The organism is Bradyrhizobium sp. Gha, assembly GCF_900113735.1.
GTDB lineage: Bacteria > Pseudomonadota > Alphaproteobacteria > Rhizobiales > Xanthobacteraceae > Bradyrhizobium.
In genome coordinates this window covers 50,554-70,748 of the sequence record NZ_FOQM01000036.1, presented here as the reverse complement: position 1 = coordinate 70,748, position 20,195 = coordinate 50,554, and the positions used below count along the sequence as shown (strand labels likewise).

General features: G+C 61.5%; 15 protein-coding genes, 1 tRNA gene and 1 pseudogene. 8 read left to right on the top strand and 9 right to left on the bottom strand.

Annotation, left to right across the window (positions count from 1 at the left end):
- Nucleotides 1-158: 158 nt before the first annotated feature.
- Genes BM222_RS31675 through BM222_RS31660 form a run of 4 tightly spaced genes read left to right on the top strand, consistent with a single transcriptional unit; the run spans nucleotide 159 to nucleotide 3,081 of the window.
- Nucleotides 159-1,193, top strand: coding sequence for a Cj0069 family protein (locus BM222_RS31675; RefSeq protein ID WP_092237239.1), 1,035 nt, complete (start codon nucleotides 159-161; stop codon nucleotides 1,191-1,193).
- Between the two features lie 3 nt (nucleotides 1,194-1,196).
- Entirely contained in the window at nucleotides 1,197-1,793 is a 597-nt protein-coding gene (locus BM222_RS31670; RefSeq protein ID WP_092237236.1) for an ABC transporter ATP-binding protein, read from the top strand.
- Nucleotides 1,790-2,590 carry an ABC transporter permease gene (locus BM222_RS31665; RefSeq protein ID WP_092237233.1) on the top strand — a complete coding sequence of 267 codons (801 nt, stop codon included), beginning with the start codon at nucleotides 1,790-1,792 and terminating at the stop codon, nucleotides 2,588-2,590. Before BM222_RS31670 ends, BM222_RS31665 begins: the two co-directional genes overlap by 4 nt.
- A 2-nt stretch (nucleotides 2,591-2,592) precedes the next feature.
- Nucleotides 2,593-3,081 carry a hypothetical protein gene (locus BM222_RS31660; protein ID WP_092237230.1) on the top strand — a complete coding sequence of 163 codons (489 nt, stop codon included), beginning with the start codon at nucleotides 2,593-2,595 and terminating at the stop codon, nucleotides 3,079-3,081.
- A gap of 13 nt (nucleotides 3,082-3,094) precedes the next feature.
- On the opposite strand, the gene BM222_RS31655 is transcribed toward BM222_RS31660, so the two are convergent.
- Nucleotides 3,095-4,078 carry an ABC transporter substrate-binding protein gene (locus tag BM222_RS31655; RefSeq protein ID WP_092237227.1) on the bottom strand — a complete coding sequence of 328 codons (984 nt, stop codon included), beginning with the start codon at nucleotides 4,076-4,078 and terminating at the stop codon, nucleotides 3,095-3,097.
- 223 nt (nucleotides 4,079-4,301) lie between these two features.
- Here BM222_RS31655 and BM222_RS40485 point away from each other — a divergent pair.
- The 4 genes and pseudogenes from BM222_RS40485 to BM222_RS31640 form a co-directional block, all read left to right on the top strand.
- Nucleotides 4,302-4,406 (top strand): annotated as a pseudogene (locus BM222_RS40485) (heme-binding protein); the annotation flags it as partial.
- 481 nt (nucleotides 4,407-4,887) lie between these two features.
- A complete protein-coding gene (locus BM222_RS31650; RefSeq protein WP_092237224.1) occupies nucleotides 4,888-5,319 on the top strand; it encodes a hypothetical protein in 432 nt (143 codons plus the stop codon).
- Between the two features lie 851 nt (nucleotides 5,320-6,170).
- The gene (locus BM222_RS31645; RefSeq protein ID WP_092237221.1) at nucleotides 6,171-7,439 is read left to right on the top strand and encodes a PQQ-dependent sugar dehydrogenase; all 1,269 of its coding nucleotides are present in this window, start codon (nucleotides 6,171-6,173) and stop codon (nucleotides 7,437-7,439) included.
- 186 nt (nucleotides 7,440-7,625) lie between these two features.
- Nucleotides 7,626-8,219 (top strand): c-type cytochrome, encoded by a 594-nt coding sequence (locus BM222_RS31640; RefSeq protein ID WP_092237218.1) that lies wholly within the window; start codon nucleotides 7,626-7,628, stop codon nucleotides 8,217-8,219.
- 257 nt (nucleotides 8,220-8,476) lie between these two features.
- On the opposite strand, the gene pqqA is transcribed toward BM222_RS31640, so the two are convergent.
- The 8 genes from pqqA to BM222_RS31580 form a co-directional block, all read right to left on the bottom strand.
- On the bottom strand, nucleotides 8,477-8,557 hold the full coding sequence (pqqA, locus tag BM222_RS31635) for a pyrroloquinoline quinone precursor peptide PqqA (protein WP_012029362.1): 81 nt from the start codon (nucleotides 8,555-8,557) through the stop codon (nucleotides 8,477-8,479).
- A gap of 2,322 nt (nucleotides 8,558-10,879) precedes the next feature.
- Nucleotides 10,880-12,664, bottom strand: a complete 1,785-nt coding sequence (locus BM222_RS31615; RefSeq protein ID WP_092237206.1) for an adenylate/guanylate cyclase domain-containing protein — start codon at nucleotides 12,662-12,664, stop codon at nucleotides 10,880-10,882.
- Nucleotides 12,665-12,989: 325 nt separating this feature from the next.
- Nucleotides 12,990-13,289 carry a phage integrase central domain-containing protein gene (locus tag BM222_RS31610; protein WP_092237204.1) on the bottom strand — a complete coding sequence of 100 codons (300 nt, stop codon included), beginning with the start codon at nucleotides 13,287-13,289 and terminating at the stop codon, nucleotides 12,990-12,992.
- A complete protein-coding gene (locus BM222_RS31605) occupies nucleotides 13,241-13,678 on the bottom strand; it encodes an Arm DNA-binding domain-containing protein (protein ID WP_092237201.1) in 438 nt (145 codons plus the stop codon). The genes BM222_RS31610 and BM222_RS31605 overlap by 49 nt, the downstream gene beginning before the upstream one ends.
- Nucleotides 13,679-13,685: 7 nt before the next feature.
- Nucleotides 13,686-13,775 (bottom strand) — tRNA-Ser (locus BM222_RS31600).
- 1,283 nt (nucleotides 13,776-15,058) lie between these two features.
- Entirely contained in the window at nucleotides 15,059-15,385 is a 327-nt protein-coding gene (locus BM222_RS31595) for a hypothetical protein (RefSeq protein ID WP_092237276.1), read from the bottom strand.
- A gap of 242 nt (nucleotides 15,386-15,627) precedes the next feature.
- Nucleotides 15,628-17,478: a dihydroxy-acid dehydratase gene (ilvD, locus tag BM222_RS31590; protein WP_092237198.1), complete on the bottom strand. Its 1,851-nt coding sequence runs from the start codon at nucleotides 17,476-17,478 to the stop codon at nucleotides 15,628-15,630.
- 585 nt (nucleotides 17,479-18,063) lie between these two features.
- Nucleotides 18,064-20,097: an NAD(+) synthase gene (locus BM222_RS31580; protein WP_092237192.1), complete on the bottom strand. Its 2,034-nt coding sequence runs from the start codon at nucleotides 20,095-20,097 to the stop codon at nucleotides 18,064-18,066.
- Nucleotides 20,098-20,195: the final 98 nt, after the last annotated feature.

The following is a 20,195-nucleotide window of genomic DNA, read 5'->3' as shown; positions in this document are numbered from 1 at the left end:
CGTCGGCGTGTCGCCTATCCGAAGGAACACCCGAGGGGACGCGCCCCTTGAAACCCGGCCACGATCTCGCATAGTCTCAATCGCACGGGGTTGGCAGACTCCCCGCGAGACTTCGGTCCAAGTTCTGCGCAGCACGCAACAGCACGTGGAGCTTGCGCATGGATACCGAACGACACCCCTGTCCCAAACGTACCGTTGCCATCCTCTCACGAGGAGACGCTGCCGCGCGTCGAGATGCGACCTCGAAAAGCGGCCGCTTCGCCGACGTCTTCGAAGCGCTCGCCGCTGTTGGCATCGACGGGCGCCCCGCGATCTACGACGAGAGCTTCGCCGACGCAGTCCGCGAACAACTGCTCGCAGTCGACGGCGTGCTCGTCTGGGTCAACCCGATTCAGGACGGCCGAAACCGCGCCGGCCTCGACGAACTGCTGCGGGACGTCGCCGCGCAGGGCGTGTGGGTGAGCACCCATCCCGATGTCATCCTCAAGATGGGCACCAAGGAGGTCCTTTATCGAACCCGCTCGATGGGCTGGGGATCAGACACGGCGCTGTATCAGACCGCTGCGGCGATGCGTGCTGAGCTGCCTGCCCGGCTCGCCGCCGGCCCGCGCGTGATCAAACGCAACCGGGGCAACGGCGGCCAGGGCGTCTGGAAAGTCGAGAAGCTGCCGACCTCCTCCATGATCAAGGTCCTGGACGCAACCAAGGAGGTGCCCGAGGAACTGACGCTGGACGATTTCCTGCGTCACTGCGCCGAGTATTTCGAGAACGACAGCGTGATCGACCAGGCGTTCCAGCCTCGACTGAGCGAGGGCGTGGTGCGCTGCTACATGGCAGGCGATCGCTGCGCCGGCTTCGGCCACCACAAAGTCAAAGCCCTGATCGAGTCGCCTGCCGCGCGTTCCGGGGCCGGACCGCGGCTCTACACGTCGAACGCGGACCCGCGCTTCCAGCGGCTTCGGCGGTTGATGGAGGACGAGTGGACGCCGCAGCTAACGTCGCTGCTGGAGATCGCAGGCGGTGACCTGCCCGCGATCTGGGACGCCGACTTCATGCTTGGCCCCGCCGAGGCCGACGGGAGCGACAGCTACGTGCTCGGCGAGATCAACGTCAGCTCGGTGCACCCCTATCCGAGTGAGGCGCCGATAGAGATCGCCAGGCGGGTTGCTGACCGGCTGCAACTCAAGCTCTGACGCATGCTGACGGTCAGCGGGCTCAAACGCCTGCACCTCTCCGTATCATTCGAGCTGCAGGACGGCGAATGTGTCGCCCTGCAGGGCCCCTCCGGGGTCGGAAAGACCTTGCTGCTCCGCTCCATCGCAGATCTCGATCCCAACGAAGGAACGGTCAAGCTGGACGGCACGCTCAGAGAGGCGATGCCCGCCCCCGCCTGGCGAAGGCGGGTGACCTACCTCGCCGCCGAGCCCGGTTGGTGGGCCGACGTCGTACAGGAACACTTTGCGGCCTGGGATGATGCCCTGCCGCTGGTTACGCGCCTGGGGTTGCCTGATGACTGCGGACCGTGGTCAATCCAACGACTTTCGACCGGCGAGAGACAGCGATTGGGGCTTGTTCGTGCACTCATGCTGCGATCACGGGTGCTTCTGCTGGACGAGCCGACCTCGGCGCTCGACTCGGCATCCGCTGCGGCCGTGGAAACGTTGATAGCCGAGCGAGTTTCGAACGGAACGAGTGTCGTTTGGAGTACCCACGACAAGGCCCAAGCTCGCCGCGTCGGGTCAAGGATACTTGCGATGAGGCACGACGGCGGGATCGAGGAAAGCCGGCCGTGACCTACATCCAGCTTTCGTACAGCAATTTGGTCCTGCCCGCGCTCCTTGTCGTCATGGACGGCGTCCTCTCGCTTGTTCTCCGCCTCAAGCTTGAGAAGCAACTCGCTATCGCGACCGTGCGAATGGTGATCCAGCTCGTCCTCGTCGGATACGTGCTGACGTTCCTGTTCGCCGCGGTGTCGCCGCTCTGGACCGCTCTCGCCGCCCTGATCATGGTCCTCTTCGCCTCGCGGGAAATCGTCGCGCGGCAGAAGCGGCGCCTTAGAGGGGTTTGGAAGTATGGTCTGGGTGCCGGATGCACGCTGCTCGCCGCCGGTACCGTCACGATATTCGCGCTCCTGACGGAGCTGCGCCCCGATCCTTGGTATCATCCGCGCTACGCGCTGCCTCTGCTGGGAATGATGCTCGGCAACACCATGACCGGAATAAGCCTGGGGCTGGATGTGCTGACCAATAGCCTGGTGCGCGAACGAGCCGCCGTGGAAGCCTGTCTTGCGCTCGGCGGCACCCGACACCAAGCCCTGCTACCGACCGTAAGGGACGCTTTGAGAAGCGGCTTCATGCCGATCATGAACAGCATGGCGGCGATCGGTCTCGTTTCACTGCCGGGGATGATGACCGGCCAGATCCTTGCTGGCGTCGAGCCCGTCGATGCGGTCAAATATCAATTGCTGATCATGTTCCTGATCGCCGGTGGGACCGGGCTAGGAACGCTGGTCGCCGTCCTCGGTGGCGCTCGCCTGCTAACCGATCATCGACACCGACTGCGCCTCGACCGCATTTCGACTGAAGGTTAGGAATGCCGGAGAGAACGAATTCAGTTGAGATCGCCACGGTCGGCGGCGCCACGAACGCAGCCCACGTTTCTCAAGTGGTGCAGCAGTCCCTCACCCAAACGACCTCCCTGCCCTCGTTCACGCGGCGGGAATTGGGGATTTCGCAAGAAGGCATCGACGATCTCCAAAAGGCGATCGGCGATCCCGATACGAAAGCTGAAAAGGCGAAGCAGTGGGCCTCAGACGCTGGAAAGTACATCGGGAAGGAAGGCCTTAAAGTTGGCCTCGAAGTTGCGAAACGGACCGCCCTGCAGTGGATTGGCACATACCTCTCTAGCTCCATAGAATCCGGCTCGGGGGGCAGCATGCCGAGCAAGGTGGGAATGTCGGCATCGGGTCAAGATACAAGAACTCACGTTGAGAAAATCTGGTCCGCTCTACCGCGGATGGCGGACTCCGTCAGACGCGGCGCAACTTCGGAGATGGGCCAATTCCGGACTCCTGCAGCGTAGCAAAATCAACGCACTATTCGATAACCTCATCAGCGCGTGCGGCGAGTGTCGGCGGAAATTTGAGACCTAACGTTCGGGCAGTTCTCAGGTTTATCACAAGATCAAACCTTGTCGGCTGCTCGACCGGGAGGTCAGCGGGCTTGCGACCTTTGAGAATGCGATCCACGAAATAGGCCGCCCTTCGATACAGAGCGAGAATATTCGCTCCGTAACCTATGAGGCCGCCTGCCTCACCGTATTCCTTCGCCCCAATCGACGGCAACTTGTTCTGGATCGCAAGCGCCGCGATAGTGCGAAAATTCGGTGCAAACTCTCCATCTTCAGTAACGATGACCGCATCGACGGAACTCCCTGCCATGAACTGAAACGCGCCATCAAACTCACCGGGTCCCTGCAACCGCGCAACTCCGAGAGGCAAACCCAACGCCGTAGCAGCCGATTGCAGTGCCGGAATGATTGGCCTGCTCACCGGATTGTCCGGATTTGAAAGAGCAGTCGGATGGGAAATACTTGGAAATGCCTCCTTCAGCACTTCGAGCCTTTTCGCGTTGAGTTCTGGAAGAAAGAATGTCGAGCCGGTGATATTGGCTTCTGGCCTTGCGAGGTTTGAGATCAGCCCCGTCGCAACGGCGTCGCCGCTGATGGCCATCACAATGGGAATAGTGGAAGTGGCTTGCCTTGCCGCATGCGTCCCAGGCGTTCCATGGGTGATGAGGAGATCGACTCGGGTGGAAATAAGTTCCCTAACCAATTGCGGAAGTCTGTCGTACCTCTCTTCTGCCCAGCGAAACTCAAGAACAATGTTCCGGCCCTCGACGTAGCCGAACTCCTGTAGGCCGGATCGCAAAGCTTCGATTGCGCCTGCTGAGCCAGCAGCCGTCGCCGCGCCAAGGAAGCCGATCCGCGCCATGCTGCCTGGCAACTTCTGCGCACGCAGCGCGGGCGACGAAGCGACTGCTGAGCCAACGAGCATCCTGATGAAATCGCGTCGGTTCATCGGATAAGATCCAGAACATGGATCGCTCAACCCCGGCGAAGGATAACACAAGCGTAGGCGGGGAGATCATCCACCTTAAAAGATGGCCTTTGAACTGACCTCTGGTCGAGACCGGTCCAAGGTGCTAGCCTCCCGCAAGCGCTGGCACGCAGGAGGGCGCGTGAAACATTTGTCGCTAATCGCGGCGGTGTGTTGGATGGCGCTGACGCCAGCGCGTGCTGCTTCGCTCCTCGGGGCCATTGGCGTGGCGGGCGCACCAGGTGGCGACAAGAACGAGGCATGCGCCAAGGCTGGCGCCGTCGCGGTGCAGGATAAGCTCGAATTTTAGCGAATGGTTGTCGGAGCCTTGGCTGGGTCGGTCTTCGGGTCAAAATGCGAAGAACTCAGGTTGAGCTAATCTGGTCCGCTCTGGCGCGATGAGTGGAGCTCCCTGAGACGCGGGCCAACTTCGAGTCGGACCAATAGCTTACTACGCAGAAGGAGGATCAAGGCCGCTCGGCAGCATGACCAAGATAAGACTTTGTACTTCCGGCGGATGGCGCGAGATGTGCCCCTTCCCGTGTGTATCCTCGACGAGGACCGCCTTTCCAGCGGAGACGCGCCTTATCTCTCGGTCGCTCGTCTCAAACTCAACCTGACCATCCAACCAAACGGCAAGGAGTCGACCCGGCGGGAAAGCCTGCTTCGCGCATCAGATGACCTTAGGGCATCTGGTGCGGGCCTCTTCCAAAGCTGGTCCGAATGTTTGCTGCGATTAGAAACGAAGCTTTCGTCAAGCCGTTGTGGAGCATTCTCTCGGAGGATGAACCATGCGTACGTCAGCAATAGCTACCATTCTGATCCTGTCGGCTAGTTTTGTTCCCATTTTGGCGTTTGCTCAACAGCCTGAGAGCACGACTCCCCAAACCATTCCTGTGCAGCCGGACCGCACACCACAACAGTCCGACCAAGCCCGAGAACAGGATCGTAAGAGTGCGGAAGACACCCGTGTTAACCGCGATTGGACAACCCAGCGGCGCAACGAGGACCGCGTGGGCATGGACCGGATGCGTCAGGAACATACGGGTCGCATGATGCAAGACATGGACCATCGCACCATGGGCGGTGGATGGCGAATGCAGCGCGATGATGATGACATGGACCGTCAGTCGCGATATCGAGATGAGGATCGGCCGCGCCGCCGCGTCAAGATCTGCTTCGAATACGACAACGGGGACGAATTTTGCCGCTACCGGGACTGAAGAGCTCCACTTCACGAGCGTAAATGAATTCCCGAACGACTCTGCGAGTGGCGGTTTGCGAGAACCGGCCCATCGCCTGACGCGCGTCGGCCGTCCCGGGTGGACGGCGAGACCTAGGCCGGTATCGCCACAGACCAACTTTCAAATTTCATGACGCTGGCGAAATGTGACCCTAGTGTCACCTCCCCTCGCAGCGGGGTTGCCATGCTTCCTGAGACAGTCGCGTGGCGGCCGCTCCGGGCCGCCAGCGTGGCCTTCAAGAAAGCGGCCGCGCCCATCGCGCAGTGGGACGGGTCGCTCGAACGACGCTGTCGCTCCGGGCTGTATGGCGCAGAAGGATCGGAAGAAACACGCCGTCTGGCCCGTGCCTGAGCCGCAATTGCTAGTGCTCGCTCGATCTTCACGGACGGCCTCCGCCGGTCGCGATCTGAAAGACCCATAACGCGGCGGTATTTTAGCACTTTCAAACGCTTGGGACCAAAAACACCAACGCTTTCACTTCGAGGCCCTGGCTCGAGACCAAATAGCCGCCGCTTTTGTCAATTCGCATGATGTTTCAGCTGCGTGGCCGGCGTCTCCGCGCACAACCCAGCTTCCGCCGGCCTACTGTGCATGGTGTTGTTTCGAAGTTTGCGCTGCGCGCAGGCCGATTCCGCGTTGCAGGAGATCATTGTCGTCGCGATATGCGCCTACCCCTCAATTTCTTTCGGAGCGCAACTGCGACGCATGCGACGTGCTTCTCACCGCTAGCAGATGTGCTAACCTTTTCGCGTCTGCCACCTCGACAGACCGAGTCAAACAGCAAAACAAAGAACATGCAGCCCTGGCGGCTGCGTTAGGGGAGTGACGCGATGACATCGATGATCCATCGGTCCGTGTTGGCGCTTGCAGCCGTGAGCCTCCTTGCGGGAACCAGCGTTGGCAATGCGCAGGACAAAAGCACGCCGCTGAAGAAATACGAATCAGGCACCAAGGAATTCTGGACGCATCCGCCGGACGATTGGTTTCTCGGCGACGAGACCGAGGCGCAGAAGGGCCTCGCGCCGCCATCGGGTCCGCCGACCGGCGCGTCCGATGCCGAGCTCGCCAACATCGTCAAGAAGGTCAAGCTGCCGGCGGGCTTCAAGATGGAGGTCTATGCCCCCGGCGTGCTGGCCGCGCGGCAGATGGCCTGGGGTGACAAGGGCACGCTGTTCGTCGGCTCGTTCGGCCTCGGCAACGTCTATGCCATCAAGGACAACAACGGAAAGAAAGAGGTCAAGACCATCCTCAAGGGGCTGAACATGCCCACCGGTCTGGCCGTCAAGGACGGTGCGCTCTACGTCATCGCGGTCGACAAGCTGATCCGCTACGACGACATCGAAAACAAGCTCGACAATCCCGGCGAGGGCAAGGTCGTCTATGACGACATGCCGTCCTATGCCGCTCACGGTTGGAAATACCTCGCGGCCGACAAGGACGGCTGGTTCTACATTCCGTTCGGCCCGCCTTTCAACATCGGCATTCCCCCGACCAGCGTCTCGCAGATCCGGCGCGTCGATCCCAAGACCGGCAACGCCGAAATCTGGGCTTTGGGCGTTCGCAACTCGGTCGGCGGCGACGTCGATCCTCGTACCGGCAAATATTGGTTCACCGAAAACGCCCGCGACTGGATCAGCGACGATCTACCCAGCGACAAGCTGAACATGATCAACAAGATCGGCGAGCATTTCGGCTATCCCTACTGCCACCAGGGCGACTTGCCCGACGATAAGTTCGCGATGGGCCACAAATGCTCGGAGTTCACGCCCCCCGTCCTGAATCTGGGCGCGCACGTCGCTCCGCTCGGCATGAAGTTCTATACCGGCGACCAATTCCCCGCCGAATACAAGAACAACATCCTGATCGCTGAGCATGGCTCCTGGAACAGACACAAGTATCAGGGTGCCCGGATCGTGCGCGTGATCGTCGATCCTGACGGCAAGAATGCCAAGCAGGAGGTGTTCGCCTCCGGCTGGATCGAGGGTGACCAGGGTTATCTCGGCCGTCCCGACGACATCATCCTCGCCAAGGACGGTTCGATCCTCGTCGCCGACGACTGGGCCGGCGCGATCTATCGCATCAGCTACAGCAAGCAGTAGCGCGCGACGACAGGAGGCTGCGGCGGCCCTCAGGGCCGCCGCAGCTTCTCTCATTTCAAAGTCTCACGTCGTTCCGGATCGGTCCAGCGCAAGTCCGGAACCCTTAACCCCGACTCGCGGTTATGGAGTTCGGGCACGTGCTTCGCACGCCCCGCAAGGACGCGGTCGGTAGATCGGAATTCCCATATGCGCCGGCAGTTCGTCTCGCAAGCCATCAGCGCGGCTGCGCTTCTCGCAGTTGGCGCCCTCTCCGCAAGCGCCGCCGACAATGCGGCGGTCCAGGAGAAGGCTGCCGTCTGCTCCGGCTGTCACGGCGAGAACGGCATCTCGCAGACCGAGAACATCCCTTCGCTGGCCGGCCAGCCCGATCAATTCTTGCAATGGCAGCTCGTGTTCTTCCGCGCCGGCTCACGCAAGAACGAACAGATGCAGCCGATTGCCCAAGACATCGCCAACGAGGACGTGCGTAGTCTCGGCGCCTATTTCGCGGCCATGACGCCGCCCACGCCTGGCGAGGACAACGATCCGGAACTCTCGAAGAAAGGCGCGGAAGTTGCCGTCGGCCGCCGCTGCGCCTCATGTCATACGGATAGCTTTGCCGGCACCAAGGCTGTTGCGCGGCTCGCAGGGCAGCGCGAGGAATATCTGGTCAAGGCGTTGCACGACTACAAGAGCAGCCAGCGCGTCGGCGGTGGCGGCGCCGCGATGGCCGATGTCGCCTATCACATGAGCGACGAGGAGATCACCGCCGTCGCGCACTATCTCGCGTATTTCAAATAACGCCGTGCGCGGCCACAAGCTCCGCAGTGGGCCCGGACAAACGAAGCGCTCCGGAACCCATACCCACAACCAGATGTTTGGCGAAGAAGATGCAAAAACAACTGCGACGGATACTCGCCGAGAAACATCCGGCGTCGCGGCGTACAATGCTCTATTTAGGATCGTCTGCGTGCCGAAATCGAAAAGCCCCTGCCCGGCTCCAGAGATGACGAAAAATGTCGCGAAGCTCTGGCGCCGGGCAGGTCGATGCGAATCGCTTACTTCCGCGCTGCGCAGGCGTACATGTTGATCTCCATGCCAACCGGCACTTCGACGATCTTCGGTGCTTTCCAGGCCACTAGTGAACTCCCTGGTTTGGCGGCACGATCACCGCGAGAACTAAGAGTATATCAAACTCACAAGCCTGCGTCTTCCTCTTTTGTTTAAGCCCGGGCAGACTGGGCCGGTCATGCACCGGGACCGCATCCTCAAAGAGCTGGAACAGTAAGGCCGCCTCAGGCGCTGGCCTGTTTCTGAACGCGGTGGCCAGCTTTGAACCAGTGCTATTTAGCGTGCCAATGGAACAGATGGACGAAGCGTCCATTAACGAGCCTGCTCGCAGCTCTCGGCCTTGGTGCGAAACTCCTTCGCCTGATCCCGCCAGTATTTCGGGGGGTGCAGTGCAGAACCTGACACGAGTAGAAGTTGTCCAGAAGCTTTTTCGCTTCGGCTAGATCGTGCCCGTTCGTGGCAAGGTCCTCGATCATTTCCTCTTGCTCTGCAATGTGTCGTTCGCCTTGCGTGATGTGCCGGCGGAGCTCCATCACCTATGCAGGCGGGAGCGCTCTCGGTCTCTCAGCCACCTGATGCCTACGGGCAGAGCCTCGGCCGGTGATGATGTGACAACAGACCTGTTGGCCGGCGGTTCCTACTTCAATCGTGCCAGATGCGTTCGCCGCACTGGCATTGACAAAGCCGGACGGTCTTGCCCTTCCGAGATTCGGGTACGGGCGATGCTCGGAAATTTGAGCCACTTCGAGGCGCGCTACCGGCGCTCAGATTTGAGCACGCTGAAACGCGCCGAGGTACGGACCGGCATAGAGGTTGCAGTTTAGACGGTGCTGAGACTTTCGGTGTCCCAGTTCAAGAATAAACGGCCGCCTGGTGTGCAAATTTGAAACCAGCGGTCCACCAAGTGGGAGGCTCACGTTGGCCAACAACACACCGCCGCCGCGCCCTAGGTTTATCGTTCGGAAGGGAAGCGTTGACTGGATGGTCTACGATCGAGAACTCAAGAGGCCAGCGCAGTTGGGAAAAGATGGTCACTTCGGTGAGAGGTTGACCAAGGAACAGGCCGAACAGCTGAAGCAGAGGCTGATGGACGACCTCGTTACGCAGCCGGGAACGCGTTCTGTCGCTCGGCCGACGCGCCCGGGGAAGCGTCCGCCATAATGCAGGTCGTCGAGATGCCGCTCCGGCCACAGGAACCGTAAGCGCGATCGAGAACCTTATTCGCAGCTTTCCTGACGTGGTAATGCGATACGTTTCTTACGCTGTCCGATTTATCCGGCGTTGCTCGTGCAGATCGATTGCCGAACCGAAGAAGACGCCCAAGCTCGAGCCGAGAAACTCTTGCAGACACATCCAACTGTTGAGCTGTGGGACGGCCCCCGCAGGGTTGCACGGGTCGTGCGTGAGAGTAAGCCCGATGAACCATCGAAATGAGATAGCCACCGTCTCATTAAATTTAGGACACTGTATATTTTTGCACTGTGGAAGCGAATCCCGAGCGGGAGGATATCAACCGGCGTGCCGCATTTATTCTGGTGCGTCGGGCGGTCTCGGTGCGTCTCGGCTCTCCAGCCCCGGAGATGTCCGGGGCCGTTCGTACCCCGAAGAGGCCGATTAGGAGAGTCAGGATTTGGCGATGCCAAATTCGGAGGTACCGGCGAATGGATCAGCAGGATCGGAAGGCCGCCATCCGCACTCGCATCGGCGAGCAGATTGAGGCCGTCGCTAAGGCCCTCTGCAATGGAAAGTTGCCGGTAGCAGAGCAGCGCATCCTAAGGGCTCTCGCTGCGCAACTCGCGAGAGAGGATACATCGCCCGAGAAAAAGTAAGGCCGCCGGGCTCCTCGAGGAACGCAAGGTGATCTTCTATCACGAGAGCGGAACATCCGGCTCATCGATCTGCTGAGAACATAGCGACCCCCTAGCTCCGCCCCTTTCCGCCTTCAATCTGGGAAAGTCCCACTCTGAAGCTCCTGACGGGGGAGAAGGCCCACTCGGCCTCGCGTACTTGGTACTCAGCGAAATAGTCCCGAGCTGTGCCTTGGTCGTCCAACGTGTTCTCCTCAATTGCTCCGCGATGCAGAAGCTGATTGAGCCACTTTGCGCGGCCGATCTTGAGTATTGCCAATGTCTCATTGACGGTGGCGACGAGGGGGTGAGCGCAAATAGCCTTAGTGGTAGTCATGGACGTGCTCAGCTGTTCGACGTTATTCGAGTCAACAGCATGGCATGCGCCGCGAACAAATATGCAGGAAAGGCCGTAAATCACAGCGATTCCGCGACGGAGTTACCCTGGACGTTATTGCTGAAGGAGCGAAATGAATCCAGCGGCTTAGCAATCGTGGAATGATGGGCATGACGACCGGCTGAATCGGTCTCGAATGGGCGACATCATCCCTCCGGCACCCCGGCCAGGCGCATGCCCTCGCAAACGCGCTCTCGTTCGGCGAGATATGTCGGATTGTTGCTTGCTTTGCTGAGAAGCAAACGGCTGATGGTAAAGCCTGGATCGAGCTTTAGTCCCACTTCTGCGGCGCTTCGCGCCTGATCTCTTTCGCCAAGCAGGCCCAAGGCCGCGGCGAGCCAGAAATGGGCCGCAGGAAAGTTGCGATTGGCCTCAATGCTTCGCTGTAGCCAAGCGACGGCTTCGGTATCTGCGCCGATCAGTATCTTGGCCATGCCAGCAATATGCATCCAGCGGTGGGCAAAGATATCGCGAGGGGAGAGACGGAGAGCCTCGACGATATGGCCTTCCGTCTCAGCACCGCGACCCATGAAGAACTTTGCGATACCGATGGCACTGTGAGCACCGACCAGATTGCGATCAATCTCCAATGCCCGCTCACATTCAGCGATCCCCTGCGCGGCACGGTTTGTAAAAATGTAAGCCCCTCCCAAGATCCTGTGGGCCACTGCGTGGTCCGGCGCCAATGCCAGCGCCTTGATCGCATTTGCTTCAGCCGCCGAAAGGTACGCGGCTCGGTTATCAGCCAGCAGGGAAGCTCCGATCGTTAGATCAACGAGCGCCAAGCCGACCAATGCTCCGACGCTTCCGTGATCGATCGCCAAGGCGCGTTCGAAAAAGCTGCGCGCCTCGCTCATGTGCTCCACGCCCCTGTATGAACAGGCATAACCTTGAAAGTTCAAGTCCATCGCGTCGGGATTTGCAGCGCGCTCTGCCCGGCGCGCCTCAGCTGCAATCATTTGGGCATTCAGCGCGTTAGCCAGTCGCGCCACGATTTCGTCCTGCATGTCAAAGAGATCGGCGACCGGCTTGTCGAACCGCTCGGCCCAAAGGTGATTTTCGGTTTCAGCATCGAGCAGTTGTACGTTGAGCCGAAGTCGCTTGCCGCTCCGCTGTACAGAGCCTTCGAGCACGTAGCGGACGTTTAGCTCACGCCCGACCTTCTTAAGGTCAACCGCTTTTCCCTTGTAGGTAAATGCCGTGTGGCGGCCGATCACGAACGAGCCGCTAATCCGCGACAAGTCAGTGGTCAAACTGTCGGTCACGCCATCGACGAAATGGTCTTGCTCGGGATCACCGCTGAGATTGGCGAAAGGCAGCACGACGATAGAAAGACGAGGGGGAGACGGCAGGTCGAGCTTCGCTCGCGGCGGTTCTGGCGCCGAGCTGAGCCCGTCCCGGACCACTGCATAGGCCCGAACCGAAAGCGCGATATTCTTGAGGTTCTGGACGCCCAGATCGGCGAATTCGACCCCGGCCTTGCCCCGAACATGATCGTAGGCGGACGACGAGATGCAGATGCCGCCTGGTTCTGCAATGCTCTCGAGCCGTGCCGCAATATTGACCCCATCGCCAAAAATGTCATGCGGCTCGACAATCACGTCGCCGACGTTGATGCCCACACGGAAGGCAATCCGTCCGTCTGCCGCATCGGCTACCGTAAGTTCTCTGATGCGCATCTGGAACTGCACAGCAGCCCGAACCGCTTCCACCGCGCTCGGAAACTCTGCCAAGAACCCGTCGCCGGTATTTTTGACGATGCGCCCCCCGTGTTCAGAGATCGCGTTTGTAATACCATCCGCGAGGAGTGTAGTCAGCTTGGCGTGCGTGGCCTCCTCGTCATGATGCATAAGCCGCGAATAGCCCACTACGTCAGCGGCCAAAATCGCCGCCAACCGACGCTCAACTCGGGCTGGCCGCTCGTGCACCATTAACGATCCACCTTGGTACTAATTGCACCTTGGTAGTCAATTGTACGATGGGTCATGGGAATTGCCCATACGGATGATGTCGCGGCATGCCGGCCCTTAGCGGGCCTTATCCAGTGTCGACTAATCCGTCGCTATACGGTGGACCAGCGGACATTGGCTCGTCTTATCGAGGCACCTTGTAGTCCTTACGCTTGCGGCTGGCTCAGCTCGAAGGCCCCTATCCTACCCTCCGATCGTCCAATGAGACTCGGCCCAGGTGGCAAAGGTCAGATCGGAAGCCATGCACTGTGACGTGTCCGTAGCCGAGACGATCAAGCAAGGACCTTCATGAACGCCGGCGCGTCGCTGCAAGGCAGGCCGGATGATGGCGGACCATCCGCTTGGGGCGCTTTGGCAGCTTCTCGCGCAATTGCCTCGTGAGTTCTGCCGGATTGCGAAAGTCTGGATCGTCGATATCGACGTTCTTTGCAATGATCGTTTCGATCCGGCCACGGACCCGGTTCGCGGTCTCCCGCTTTTCCACCCAGATCGGCTTCAGCAGATCGTGGATGTGGCTCGGCTTGATCTCAGGGATCGTCAGCTTGCCGATGGTGGGATAAGCGTAGCGCTGAGCGAGGACGGCCACTGGTCGCGATGCTTCTCACTCCAGGTCGACCAGTTTGCCCGGATGTAGGCTTCCGCGGACTCCTCGAATGTCGACAACGCCAGCTGCGCTTCGACGGCTTTGGCCTCTTCGCGCGCCTTCCGCCTCTCCTGCACGATGTCCACGCCAGCGATGCTGCGATCGCCTTTCACGCGCAGGCGCGCCGCATCGCGGGCGAGCCGCGCATCCTTTAGCGATACGTCCTTCAAGGAGCCAAGGCCGTGCCAGCGTTCCTTGCCGTCTTTCCAGTATCTGTAGGACCAGCTCTTCGATGTCGGTCCGGTGACGATCAGGTAGAGACCTTCGCCGTCGGCGTATTTGCCGGGTTTGTTTCGGCGCTCTACGTGAAGTGGTTTGAGCCTTCCAGCCATTGAGCGGTGGCGGAAGGGGTGGGATTCGAACCCACGGTACCCTTGCGGGCACGCCGGTTTTCAAGACCGGTGCCTTAAACCACTCGGCCACCCTTCCAGCTCAATAAGTTCAAGCACTTAGCGGCTGGCCCCATCGAACGCAATGCGAACTGCCCTTGGTTTTGGGGACATCTTGGGGACAAAGGTCTCTTAGGGCTTCAGGAAGCCCGCCGCAAGCGCCCCGGGCACCTGCCATGTCCAACAGTGTGGCAGCTCCAAGGTCGGGCCATGGATATGGGCAGGACGCCCTGATTTGCGGCGGGCTGCATCTGCCGACCGGCCCGCCAATCGACGTTGTTCCTCAGCTAACCGCAATTCAGAGATCGAAGCCGTAAGCATCAGAGACGGCACCCGCCAGATCGCGCCGCGCTGGCCGTGCCTGCGATCTCGATCGTGAAGAGGACGAGGAGCACCGGAGCGTGCGGCTTGACGTGGGTGGACGCACGGTGTTGCCATCGAATAATCCCGAAGGTGCGACCACCATTTCGTCGACAGAGAAATGCGGGCCTCAGCGCTCTAGCGTTGAGAGTTGTGTGCTGAGCGAATGAGGATTTCGTAGGCTCGTTCTGCTTGTTCTTTCGTTAAATTGGCTGCTATGTCCGTTCCAATCAGCGCCGGTCCCTTGCGCTCTCGATCGTAGACCATCCAACCGAGACCTCCCATCCGAATAAGAAATCTGCGCGCTGGCAGTGCATTTTCACTCACCATAACCTGTTGACCCAATTCCCTGACAGTCTGGCAAGTAGATCGCGCGCATTTTCAGACTGCATCAATGTATGTGAATCCGACTTGGGAAAATTAGGCAATGGAACTGTGCGAAAGCGAACGGAGCCGGCCTTCGATCTGCGATTAGGCTGGCCCTTGCTTGGTGCAAGTTGACCAAGCACCTCCAGCGGCCCCGGCCTATACCTCAAAGCCCCCCACCGTGGCCGGGGCCGTCCTGCCTGTCATTTTGGTAGGCGATGATGGCCAGCCGTGCGTCACCCCGCCCGACGTCGGGCCGAACGTCGGCGGCTCGACCGCCGCAGCCCTCGCAGACGAAGCGTCGGTGATGCAGGGCAGCGCGGAGGGATGGATGTCCGTATCGGGCCCCGCCCCACCTCACCCTGTCAGGCAAGCGTCAGGCTGGTGCTCTAGTTTCAAACGGCACTTGGGGCCAGTCATCGCAGTTGCCCCGTCAGCCTTCCCTGATACCAGCGACACCGCCCAGGGTGTCGCCGGTGGCGAGGCCCGGGTGGATTTGCCTCCATGACCGGGCCTCGTTTGGCTTCTCCGCAAAAGAAACGCGGCGCCCCGAGGGACACCGCACCAAGTCTGTTTGTTGCAGTTTGTTGCGTTGGCTCAGTAGCCGCAATGGCCGCAAGCAGGCTGAACCGGCGCGTAATAGGAATAACCCGGCGAGACCATCTCGGTGCGCTGGCGCGTGGCGTATTGTGGGGGGATGTGCTCGTACTGGACACCAGGGGGCGCCACCATCACGGTCTGCGGAACCATCACGGTGCGGTACTGCGCCGGCGTGCGGTGCGCGACGGTCGCACCTGGCGACACCATCACCGTCTCGTCGACGGTGCGGTATTGCGGAGCGACGTATTGCTGCTGATAGCAGGTCTGGCACGGCGGCGGCGGTGCGTAGCAATTGTAGCAGCCGGCGCAGGCAACGCTGGTCATCGCAATCGCGGCGACGGCGGCAGAGAAAACGACAGCAAGAGTACGCGACATTATGGTGGTGCCCCAATTGCCCGAAATGGATTTGCGAAGCTCGGCACAGTATACGCCGTAAAATCCAGATCTGCCGAAGTTCGTCGGGGCATCCTTAATGCGAACGGCCGGCTTGCGCCGGCCGTTCAGGTCTCGTTGACCATGCGACCCGACGTGACCGCGATACTCGCGATCGCGTGCGCGCCTCGGCTCTACTTGTTGCGACGCTTCACTTCGCGCACGGCACCCCGCGCGGCACTCGTGGTGAGCGCGGCGTAGGCCTGCAGCGCGGTGGAGACGTTGCGCTTGCGCGCAGCCGGCTGCCAGGCTGCATCGCCCTTCGCCTCCTCAGCCGCGCGGCGATTGGCAAGCTCTTCGTCGGAAACCTCGAGCGTGATGCTGCGGTTCGGGATGTCGATCGCGATGCGATCACCGGTGCGGACGAGGCCGATGTTGCCGCCTTCGGCGGCTTCGGGCGAGAGATGGCCGATCGACAGACCCGAGGAGCCGCCCGAGAAGCGTCCGTCGGTAACGAGCGCACAGGCTTTGCCGAGGCCCATCGATTTCAGATAGCTGGTCGGATACAGCATTTCCTGCATGCCGGGACCGCCGCGCGGGCCCTCGTAGATGATGACCACGACCTCGCCCGCGACGACCTTGCCGCCGAGGATGCCGTCCACCGCGGCGTCCTGGCTCTCGAACACGCGCGCGGGGCCGGAGAATTTCAGGATCGAGGAGTCGACGCCCGCGGTCTTCACGATACAGCCGTCCTGCGCGAGGTTGCCGTAGAGCACGGCGAGGCCGCCGTCCTTGCTGAAGGCGTGCTCGAGATTGCGCACCACACCCTTCTCGCGATCGGTATCGAGCTCGTCGTAACGGCGCTCCTGGCTGAACGCGACCTGCGTCGGGATGCCGCCCGGCGAGGCGCGATAGAAGGTTCTGATAGCCTCGCTCTTGGAGCGCTTGATGTCCCAGCGCTCCAACGCCTCGTTCATGGTCGGCGCGTGCACGGTCGAGACCGAAGTGTCGATCAGCCCGGCGCGATCGAGCTCGCCGAGAATGCCCATGATGCCACCGGCACGATGCACGTCCTCGACATGGACGTCGGCGACCGACGGCGCGACCTTGCAGAGCACGGGCACGCGGCGCGATAGCCGGTCGATGTCCTGCATGGTGAACTTGACCTCGCCTTCATGCGCCGCCGCCAGGAGATGCAGCACAGTGTTGGTCGAGCCACCCATCGCGATGTCGAGCGTCATCGCATTTTCGAACGCCTTGAAATTCGCGACGTTGCGCGGCAGCACGGATGCATCGTCCTGTTCGTAGTAGCGGCGGACGAGATCGACGATGGTGTGGCCGGCCTCGACGAACAGGCGCTTGCGGTCGGCGTGGGTGGCGACGACTGTGCCATTGCCTGGGAGCGCCAGGCCGAGTGCCTCGGTCAGGCAGTTCATCGAGTTGGCGGTGAACATGCCCGAGCACGAGCCGCAAGTCGGGCATGCCGAGCGCTCGATCACCTTGACGTCGTCGTCGCTGACCTTGGAGTCCGCCGCAGCGACCATGGCGTCGATCAGATCGACGGCCTTGGTCTTGCCAGCGAGCTTGACCTTGCCGGCTTCCATCGGGCCGCCCGAGACGAACACGGCGGGGATGTTGAGCCGCAGCGTCGCCATCAGCATGCCGGGCGTGATCTTGTCGCAATTGGAGATGCAGACGAGGCCGTCGGCGCAATGCGCGTTGGCCATGTACTCGACGCTATCGGCAATCAGCTCGCGCGACGGCAGGCTATAGAGCATGCCGTCATGGCCCATGGCGATGCCGTCATCGACCGCGATGGTGTTGAACTCTTTTGCCACGCCGCCGGCCTGCTCGATCTCGCGGGCGACGAGCTGGCCGAGGTCCTTGAGATGGACGTGACCGGGCACGAACTGGGTGAAGGAGTTCACGACCGCAATGATCGGCTTGCCGAAATCGCCGTCCTTCATGCCCGTCGCGCGCCAGAGGCCGCGCGCGCCCGCCATGTTGCGGCCGTGGGTGGTGGTGCGGGAGCGATAGGCTGGCATGGCGGTTTCCGTCCTCGGGTTTGGCTGCCTGAGCGGGAAAATATGGAGCCGCCTCAGGCCTTTCGGCCGGATAGCGCACAGGCCGGTCGCGCGCAACGGGAACTTGTGGTCAACCGGCCGGGATCGGCCGATCGCAGGCCTCCCCTGCCCCCGACGCGGCCCCGTTGGTTGGCCGGATGGAGCGCTGCGCCGCTTTTCGCCAGCGCAGGATCGCGATAGCACACCGTGAGGGCGTGAAGCTGCAAGGCGCGATCTTCTCGCCGAGCGGAGCGCGCGCAGCCTCACGCATTCGCGGGCCGATCAAGCGCATTTTGGTCCGTAGTGCTCCGGAATGGAATCCTATCGAGACCTCGCGTACATCACGCTCATCGATCGGCGGCCACTTCCAAGGGCATCACCCTCTGATCGCGCTACATGGGGTTGGGGGACCGCATGGGGCGGGGGTTGAAGGCTGGGGCAAGGTGACGAGGTCCGGACTCCTAGGCACTCCGGACCTCGGTACTTTCTAAATCGCAACGTCGCGCCGCCGGCTTGATCAGCCGGGCGGCGCGAAGTCGTTTTGGGCCGCCCTATCCGATGTCAGGATCACTTCGGCACGTTCCGCTCGAGATCCTCAAGCCATGCCGCCGCGCTCGAATCCGAGGGCGCACGCCAGTCGCCACGCGGCGACAAGGAGCCGCCGGCCGAAACCTTTGGCCCGTTCGGCATCGCCGAGCGCTTGAACTGGCTGAAGGCGAAGAAGCGCCGCAAGAACACCTCAAGCCAGCGGCGGATTTCCGGGAGATCGTACGACTTTCGCTTGTCGGCCGGGAATGCCGGCGGCCATTCGCCCTTTGCGACGTCCTTCCAGGCCTGCAACGCCATGAAGGCGATCTTGGACGGCCGCAAGCCGAAGCGCAGCGTGTAGAACAGGTTGAAATCCTGCAGTTCGTAAGGCCCGACGGACGCTTCCGTGCTCTGCGGCTTCTCGCCCGGCTTGACCGGTACCAGCTCCGGCGAGATTTCGGCCGACAGGATCGAGGCCAGCGTTCCGTTCACATCGCCGCTGAACTGTTTCGAGCTGATCACCCAGCGGATCAGATGCTGGATCAGCGTCTTCGGCACGCCGGCGTTGACATTATAGTGCGCCATCTGGTCGCCGACGCCGTAGGTGCACCAACCGAGCGCGAGCTCGGAGAGATCGCCGGTGCCGATGACGATGCCGCCGTGATGGTTGGCGAGCCGGAAGAGATAGTCGGTGCGCAGGCCCGCCTGCACGTTCTCGAAGGTGACATCGTAGACCTTGTCGCCCGAGCCGAAGGGATGGCCGATGTCCTTGAGCATCTGCGTGGCCGTGGTGCGGATGTCGAGCTCCTGCCAAGTCGTCTTGAGCGCCTGCATCAGCGCCAGCGCATTGGTCTTGCTCTCGCTGCCGGTGGCAAAGCCCGGCATGGTGTAGGCCAGAATGTTCTCGCGCGGCAGGCCGAGCAGGTCGACGGCCTTGGCGGCGACGATCAACGCGTGCGTGGAGTCGAGACCGCCTGAGACCCCGATCACCACGCGCTTGGTGCCGGTGGCGCGCATGCGCTGCACGAGGCCCGCAACCTGGATGTTATAAGCCTCGTAGCAATCCTGCTCGAGCAGGCTCTCGTCGCTCGGCACGAACGGGAAGCGCTCGACCTTGCGCAGGAAGCCGATGTCGGACGCCGGCGGATTCAGGGAGAAGGTGATTTTGCGGTAGAACCCCTCGCGCTGGCGGCGGTTGTCGTCGAACGTGCCCATCAGGGCGCGCTCCTGCCTGAGCAGGTCGAGATCGACGTCGGCCAACGTGATCTGGCCGTCCTGCCTGAAGCGCTCGCCTTCGGCCAGCAGCACGCCGTTCTCATAGATCGCGGTCTGGCCGTCCCAAGCGAGGTCAGTGGTGGATTCCCCTGCCCCCGCGGCAGAATAGACATAAGCCGCGAGGCAGCGCGCGGAGGTGGACTGGCACAACAGCGCTCTCGAGCGCGCCCGGCCGATCGTGATCGGGCTGCCCGAGAGATTGATCAGCACGCTCGCGCCGGCCAGCGCAAGCTCGGAGGCCGGCGTCACCGGGATCCACATGTCCTCGCAGATTTCGACGCCGATGGTGAGACCGGGAAGGTCCTCGGCCGCGAACAGCAAGTCGGTTCCGAACGGAGCCTGCAGTCGGCCGAACGCGATCATCTCTCCCGCAATGCCGGCGCCGGAGGCGAAATGACGTCCCTCGTAGAATTCGCGATAGGTCGGCAGATAGCTCTTGGGCACGACGCCCAAAATGCTGCCGCGATGGATGACCACGGCGCAATTGTAGATGCGATGGCCGAAGCGCAGCGGCGCACCGACGATCAGCACCGTCATCAGCGGGGCGGAGGCCTCGACGATCGATGCCAACCCGCGCTCGACCGCATCGAGCAGCGGATCCTGCTTGACGAGGTCCTCGATCGCATAGCCCGAGAGGCACAGTTCGGGAAACACCGATACAGCGACCGATCGTGCGTCGCAGGTTTTTGCCGCCGCGATGACCGCCTTCGCATTGGCCGAGGGATCGGCCACATGGGAGGTGGTGACGCAGGCTGCCACGCGCGCAAATCCGTGGGCGTAGATCGAGTGGAAGCTCATCGCGCAAAGGACCCTTGATCTTGTCGGACCGGCCGCCGCCGGCTCCATCCTCTATGTAGCCCATCGACGGGGTCCCGTGCAGGCCATCGGCCATCATG